This window comes from Halobacillus sp. (assembly GCF_049282395.1).
Lineage (GTDB): Bacteria > Bacillota > Bacilli > Bacillales > Halobacillaceae > Halobacillus.
The window spans coordinates 1-6,579 of the sequence record NZ_JBAPTY010000118.1; the positions used below are offsets into that span (position 1 = coordinate 1).

General features: G+C 36.3%; 8 protein-coding genes. 5 read left to right on the top strand and 3 right to left on the bottom strand.

Going from position 1 to position 6,579, the window contains the following annotated elements; translation table 11 throughout:
• The first annotated feature begins 327 nt into the window (after window positions 1–327).
• Both WAM07_RS05610 and WAM07_RS05615 read left to right on the top strand, forming a co-directional pair.
• Complete coding sequence (locus tag WAM07_RS05610) at window positions 328–1,257, top strand: S66 peptidase family protein (protein ID WP_422165468.1); 930 nt, start codon at window positions 328–330, stop codon at window positions 1,255–1,257.
• A 131-nt stretch (window positions 1,258–1,388) separates the two neighbouring features.
• Window positions 1,389–1,865, top strand: coding sequence for a GNAT family N-acetyltransferase (locus WAM07_RS05615; RefSeq protein WP_422165470.1), 477 nt, complete (start codon window positions 1,389–1,391; stop codon window positions 1,863–1,865).
• 277 nt (window positions 1,866–2,142) lie between these two features.
• On the opposite strand, the gene WAM07_RS05620 is transcribed toward WAM07_RS05615, so the two are convergent.
• Window positions 2,143–2,577, bottom strand: a complete 435-nt coding sequence (locus tag WAM07_RS05620) for a hypothetical protein (protein ID WP_422165472.1) — start codon at window positions 2,575–2,577, stop codon at window positions 2,143–2,145.
• Window positions 2,578–2,580: 3 nt separating this feature from the next.
• Window positions 2,581–2,775, bottom strand: a complete 195-nt coding sequence (locus WAM07_RS05625; RefSeq protein ID WP_422165474.1) for a helix-turn-helix transcriptional regulator — start codon at window positions 2,773–2,775, stop codon at window positions 2,581–2,583.
• 298 nt (window positions 2,776–3,073) lie between these two features.
• Here WAM07_RS05625 and WAM07_RS05630 point away from each other — a divergent pair, with 298 nt between their 5' ends.
• Window positions 3,074–3,493: an RDD family protein gene (locus tag WAM07_RS05630; RefSeq protein ID WP_422165476.1), complete on the top strand. Its 420-nt coding sequence runs from the start codon at window positions 3,074–3,076 to the stop codon at window positions 3,491–3,493.
• 305 nt (window positions 3,494–3,798) lie between these two features.
• Here the strand turns inward: WAM07_RS05630 and WAM07_RS05635 are convergent, their stop codons facing one another.
• On the bottom strand, window positions 3,799–4,311 hold the full coding sequence (locus tag WAM07_RS05635; RefSeq protein WP_422165478.1) for a hypothetical protein: 513 nt from the start codon (window positions 4,309–4,311) through the stop codon (window positions 3,799–3,801).
• Between the two features lie 300 nt (window positions 4,312–4,611).
• Here WAM07_RS05635 and WAM07_RS05640 point away from each other — a divergent pair, with 300 nt between their 5' ends.
• A complete protein-coding gene (locus tag WAM07_RS05640) occupies window positions 4,612–5,160 on the top strand; it encodes a hypothetical protein (protein WP_422165479.1) in 549 nt (182 codons plus the stop codon).
• A gap of 118 nt (window positions 5,161–5,278) precedes the next feature.
• Window positions 5,279–5,647 carry a DUF3221 domain-containing protein gene (locus WAM07_RS05645; RefSeq protein ID WP_422165481.1) on the top strand — a complete coding sequence of 123 codons (369 nt, stop codon included), beginning with the start codon at window positions 5,279–5,281 and terminating at the stop codon, window positions 5,645–5,647.
• Window positions 5,648–6,579: the final 932 nt, after the last annotated feature.

Genomic DNA, 6,579 nt, shown 5'->3' on the forward strand with positions numbered 1-6,579 from the left:
TTCAAAGAATCCTTACAACCGTCGGTGCGACGGGGCTAGCCTAATCATTTGAACGAACCGTTAGGTTCGTGCTCTTAGGAATCCCCCAACTTCAAGGAGCGTCAGCGAGTAAGTGGGGGTAGTTCAAGTATTTAAGCGTATTGCTGTTAGTTAGTCCTTGGCTTTTCTTATTATCTAAAAGTTTAATAAACTAAATATTTTAAAGTCTATACATTGCAAAAAGAGAGACTAACGATTTATATAGTTTACTTTTGGTTACGTATTTTACGCTGAAAATATTCCGACAACAACATTCAATTTCAGAACTAAGGAAGGTGAGGAAAGACTGTGATTAAACCACCTGCTTTAAAAGAGGGTGATCGGGTAGCCGTTATTGCGCCGGCCGGACCACCAGACAGAGAGCACCTGAACCAGGGCATACGTGTATTAGAAGAAATGGGGATGAATGTGGTCATTGGACGACACGTGTTCGATGTTGAGGAAGAGGAAGAACTTACGGCTATTGATCAAAAGCGACTTACTGACTTGGAAGAGGCCTTATGTGATCCTGATATCCGCGGGATTTTTTGCGCTAATGGAGGATACGGTACAGCAAAAATTGCGGATATGATTGATTACGAAAAGGTAAAAAGCAATCCTAAAATATTCTGGGGATACAGCGACATTACATATTTGCTTAATGCTATTCAGAAATCCAGTAACTTGGTTACTTTCCACGGTCCGATGGTGGCCTCCGACCTAAATGATGAACAAAGAACTAAAGAAACATTATCTTCTTTTTCTCCTTTGTTTACGGGAGAATCGATAACTTACGCTTCTCACAAATCGCCCCTCAACACCCTAACTCATGGTAAGGGAGAAGGACATTTAGTAGGAGGGAATCTGACACTGCTCACCAATGGTTTAGGAACGCCTTATCAAGTGGATGCGAGTGGGGCCATTCTACTAATAGAGGATGTGGCAGAACCAGCTTTTCGTGTTGATTTGATGCTTACTCACCTCAAACAGGCAGGGGTCTTCAACGATGTTCAAGGTGTAGTCTTAGGTGATTTCCAAGTAGAAGGTGAGGAATTTGTAAGGTTAAGAAAAGTACTTCAGAATTTCTTCGCTGGAGCGTCATTCCCGGTTGTAGAGAATTTTCACATTGGTCACTGCCAGCCCAATTATGGTGTACCACTGGGGGTAAAATCGAAACTCACTACTTCGCCACCTCAGTTGGTAATTGATTCAGGTGTAACGAAATCTATGGAAGTGTAAATTCCATATTTCTAAGTTATTAAAGGAAAGAATCTCGATCTTAAGTTTGAACGAATCTGGAACGATGCATCAATTAGTGCGATCTATTTTTTATTTAACCAAGCAGCCTAATTGTTAAGGGGAGAATAAATATGGATATATCTATTCGAAAAGCCGAACAGAACGATTATGATTCATTGCTGCCTTTATTTAGGGAGGTTCATGACTTTCATGTTCATATAAGGCCAGATTTGTACAAAGAGAACTCAACTCCGGTCGGGCAAGAATTCTTTGAAAGCCAGTTGAAGGACAGCGCCCAGCATATTTTTGTGGGTGTCATAGACGATGAAATAGTCGGTGTTATCGTGACGAAGGAAGAAGAGATCACTGAAAATTCTTTTGTGAAAGCGAGAAAACTATTATTAATAAACAGTTTATGTGTTGCGGATAAACATCGAAAGAAGGGGATCGGAAAAAAACTAACTAGATATGTTTTTGATCTTGGGAAGACCCTCAGAGTGGATAGTATTGAATTAGGTGTATCCGAGAAAAACACATCTGCCATTGAATTTTATAGGTCATTGGGTATGACTACTAAGAGTAGAAAAATGGAGATTAAATTCAACTGAAGGGCGAGTTAGACAAAGGTCTGATATATGATCTCTTGGCTCCAAGTTCTCCAGAAGAAGAGCTCCTTTTTATATATTTAGTTACCTTTAACTTCGTGTATAAACCTAATGGGAGCAAAATATAATTCAACTTGAAACTGAGGGTTTAAAAAAACAAGAGCGTTTAAGAAATAAAAAAGGGACTCATTTTTTATGAAGTTCCCTTTTTTGAGCGGAAATATACGGGATGGTGACCATAGCTTTGAAGAATCTTTCTCATTGGTTAAAGAGATCACTGTCAAGTATCTTTGAGCATATGGCGAAAAATGTGTGGAGCGAATAAAGAGAGAAGAAGTACACATAAAGTTATCCACCATCCAACCGATTTAAATGTGTCCTCGGGGATAATGAATGTGTATCCCAAATAGGATAAGAACAAGACCCCTTGAAGCACTTTCAATGTTTTTGCATCGGCTTCATTTTTTTCGGATACAAGTCTCTCATCCGTCTCGGATATAATCATTTTAGGATTGTTTGTTATTTTCATAAGTTTAAGGAAGGCAGCCAGTGCAGCACTGAAAGGAATAAGTGATAAGGCTAAGAAGGCTTTGTTGTTAGTAAAAGAAATATCTGAGCTTTCGAAAATAACCCAGGTGACAAAAAGGGCTAAGCTAACAAATAATGAGACACCAATGGTCAATTTAGTTTCCTTAACTAATTTTTTAGCACTCATTGATCATTCCTCCCAGAATAAATCGTCTAAAGTTTTATTCAAAGCTTTACATATGGCTATACACAATTTCAGGCTCGGGTTATAGTTTCCGGCTTCGATTAGATTAATGGTTTGCCTTGTAACTCCGACGATATCTGCTAATTTTTGTTGAGAAACATCTGATTCAGCACGAGCGATCTTCATTTTTCTGTTTTTCAAGAAAATTCATCCCCTCCTCTTACATTCATATTATTCAATACATTACAAAATGTCAATTATATTTTACATAATGTGATGTATGTTAAGAAGGAGTTGCTTTTTTGACCATGATAATAGGAATTTGGCAGTTTCCAGGCAACCAAAAGTAACACGATACTTTTGTGAGAGAAGCTTATTAGAAGATTTTATCCTAGATATATTGGTGTTGAGGATTAGAATAAAGCTATAGTCGTAAAGAGGTTATTACTTATCATGCTAACGTACGTGTCAGATAAGAATTAAAAAAGGAGAGAGTTATATGGAAGTTCATTATCCAGCCAGTTTTAGGAACAGATTTTTAGCGAGTGTTTTGGACTTTATAATTATTTTTTTAGTAACAGGAAGTATCTCTTATTTTCTCTATGGCGTATTCTATGATGGCGAAAACTATTACCCTACTGATATTTTAGGGTTGCTGTATACCTTGTTATTACCTGTGTTATGGTCTGGGTACACATTAGGAAGAAGATTAGCAGGCAATCGTATCGTAAGAATTGATGGAAGAAAAGTAGGGATTGGTACCATGATAGTAAGGGTTTTGGTAGCAGGTTGCGCCTATGCTCTTACTTTAGGAATCGGATTAGTTGTAAGTGCCTTCATGATAGGAATAAGAGAGGATAAACGAGCGATTCATGATTTTATTGCACAGACATATGTAACAACAAAGGAGCCCACATAACACTAGCCGAATAGTATTGGCGAGACCATCTACCTGGTTTCAGCTCATTCTAAGGAGAATGGTTATACTTTCAACTGGTTAACAAATCACTCTCTGTGCTTTGTGTTTTTCTTGTTGCGCAAGAGATCAACGACAATAGTAAAAATACCTGCAAATACAAAAAGAATTCCTAAATAATTAAGTTTGGGAAAGTCACTTATATTCAAATAGATACCAAAGGTAACCATAATAACGGATAAAACCATACTGATTTTATTAAGCAACTTAGTAGATGCCTCCTATTTATGTGATTACTATAAAATCAACTAGTTTGGATCTGTAAAATGATTAGTAATATGGATTAGTTGCTCTTTAGAAATGGATGATTCTTCATAAGCGAAAAGCTGGTAATAAATGTCCTCATTTCGTTTATCTCCCCATTTCAAGATTTTAATTCCCTCATTATTGATTCCAAATCGCGCTTCAGTTCCATCATTTAGTTCGACATCAAAATCTGTATTGTCATACCGATCCTCATGAATAGACGTTCTAAAGGTAAGTTCTGGTGTAGAGAGTCTTCCCGTGCTTTTATGAAAATGAAAATCGGTAGATTGATATTTTCCCTTACTGTTTGGGTCTGGGTGTGCTGCTGAAACCGTTACTTTTTCAGGTTTAAAAGGAAGTAAAGTTGGCATTTGTGAATGGAAGGTCAAGTATTTTAGAAACTCATTAACCTCTTCTGTATCATATTCAATTAAACCGTCTTCCGTAGCGGTTTGACTACAGGCAGCTAATAATGAAAGCGTGAATAGAAAAGAGAACACATATCGTTTTTTCAAAATTAACCTCCTGGCAACTTGTTGTTTCCAATTATTTCAAATAGATCTTTATTTTTCAACTATTCCATGTAGGGATTCGGAACCTCTTCCTTCTGCAACCCGTATGGATATACACCGTCTTATAAACGGAGGGAATTACAGGAATAGAAGAAATAATCCTGGTAGAAGGACCATCCGAGTTACATCTGGACTGTTTTTTTTGGATTGATACGAAAGCAAAAAAGTTGAGAAAAAAGGATACAGATCAATGACTTTCTCAACTTCAAGTTTCCAGTTAAAGAGAAAGGAGAAATTAATCAGGTGCTTAATACAAAGGTTATATCCATTGCTTCAGTATCAGGAGGCGGAAAAACAACCATAACGAATGCGCTGAAAAATAGGTTAAGAAACGCTGAAGCATTGTTTTTTGATAACTATGATTTTAAAGGAGCACCAGAGGATTTAGTTAGATGGGTGGAGGAAGGTCCTGATTATAATCAGTGGAACTTAGATCCTCTTCTTGCAGATATGAAGTCATTACAGGAACAAGAATATCCGCCTAAATACATACTAATGGATTATCCTTTCTCATATCTGAATGATCAATTGAAGAATGTAATAGATTTATCATTTTATATTGAAACACCATTGGACATCGCTATGGCAAGGCGATTGATAAGGGACTATTCTGATAAAGTCTCTTTCGAAATTCATAACGATTTAAATCATTATTTAAAATATGGAAGAAATGCTTATTTAGAAATGGAAAATACAATTAAACAAAACGCTGATAGCATTGTTGATGGATCTTTACCGGTCAGTGAGATAGTTGAAGCAGTTTTACGTGAGTTGAAAAACAATGAAACTTAGTGGTGAAAGCCTGGTATGATTTTTAATAATGAAACATGGAGCTAGTTTTACTCCACTCAAAGATATTCTGATAGATTAAAAGTCTTGAATAAGAATCGATTTATCGAGGGAGATGCCAGTGAAGAAGATTATAATTATACTTACGTGCTTATTAGTAACTACAACAGGGTGTAATTTTTTTGGAGCTAAGCTTGATGGATATATCGTTGGTAAAAAGAAAAGTGATAAGCGTTATACCATAACCGTTGTTTCTCATTCCGATATTAAAGAAAGAGAAATTAAAAACTCAACAGAGGAAAATATGAAGGAACTTGCCGATCTAACGGGTGAAGATAACATGAAAGATGCGATAACTTTTAGAGTTGAAGAGAATACTTACAACAAAGCAAACTTGGGTGATAAGGTTATCGTACAGTATAATTCAGGATCGATGGCAGAGTCCTATCCGCCGCAAACCAATGCTAATAAAGTTTTGTTTAAAGAATAAATAGAGATGTTGGAGAAAAGCGTTTCTTTTAGCAAGGTTTAATAAGATAGTTGATCGTTTACCTTTTTAGAATGATTTGCGTGAATGGTTGTTATCTATATTAATAAAGGAAGTGGTACCTTGGTAAAGTGGAAGTTAATCCTCTATCCAATCATTGCTGGACTACTAGGTGTAATGTTTACATACATATTTGACGGATTTGAAGTTGATTGGCCGTCTTTTATAGGAATTTTTATAGGTGTTTCAATAGGTCAGTTAATTTTAATGTTTTGGCGTAAGGAAGATTACAGTTATTCAGATAAGAAGTAGGTTTATCTAAATAACTGTGGGATCTTCTACTACATAAATAGTGATTTTAAAAATACTAACAGTAGGACATAAAACTCGCGTAAGAGTGATGGTTGTCATATTTAGGTGGTATCACGAATGAGAATTTTTTTAAATTTACTGTCCTCCTTGTTTTTTGAGCTGGTCTTAGTCCAATTTTTTATACTGGTTCATTCATGGGGACCGTACTAGATACTTATGGATTATAAGTGGACCTTATCCGTTTAGCCACATAGGTGGAGGCCCCTTTCAACTTTGGATAAGCATGGGCTTCATTTTTCAGGCATCCTCTGCTTAGTTGTATCATTCGCGTTCGCGAAAGTTGGGAAGGCTTATGAGTAAAGCATATTTTTAAATATAAAAGTTACTATATAAATGAGAATCATATAAAAGATAACACTCACTTTCATAATGGCTTTGATCCACTCGAAAATTTATTTATTTCGACGGCTGTGTTCGACAAATTATTCCCTATTCCCCGAAGTATAATATTGCCATAATACTAAGGAATGAATGGAGGAGCAGAGCATGCAGCTGAGAAAAATGGTATTTGTACTGGGGATTCTTTTATTGGGTTTATGTGTGATGGTAAAGCCGGCAGAGGC

Coding starts and splice junctions, on each gene's coding strand:
- WAM07_RS05630 (WP_422165476.1), top strand. CDS start 3,074: ATGGAAGTTCATTATCCAGCCAGTTTTAGGAACAGATTTTTAGCGAGT.
- WAM07_RS05615 (WP_422165470.1), top strand. CDS start 1,389: ATGGATATATCTATTCGAAAAGCCGAACAGAACGATTATGATTCATTG.
- WAM07_RS05620 (WP_422165472.1), bottom strand. CDS start 2,577: ATGAGTGCTAAAAAATTAGTTAAGGAAACTAAATTGACCATTGGTGTC.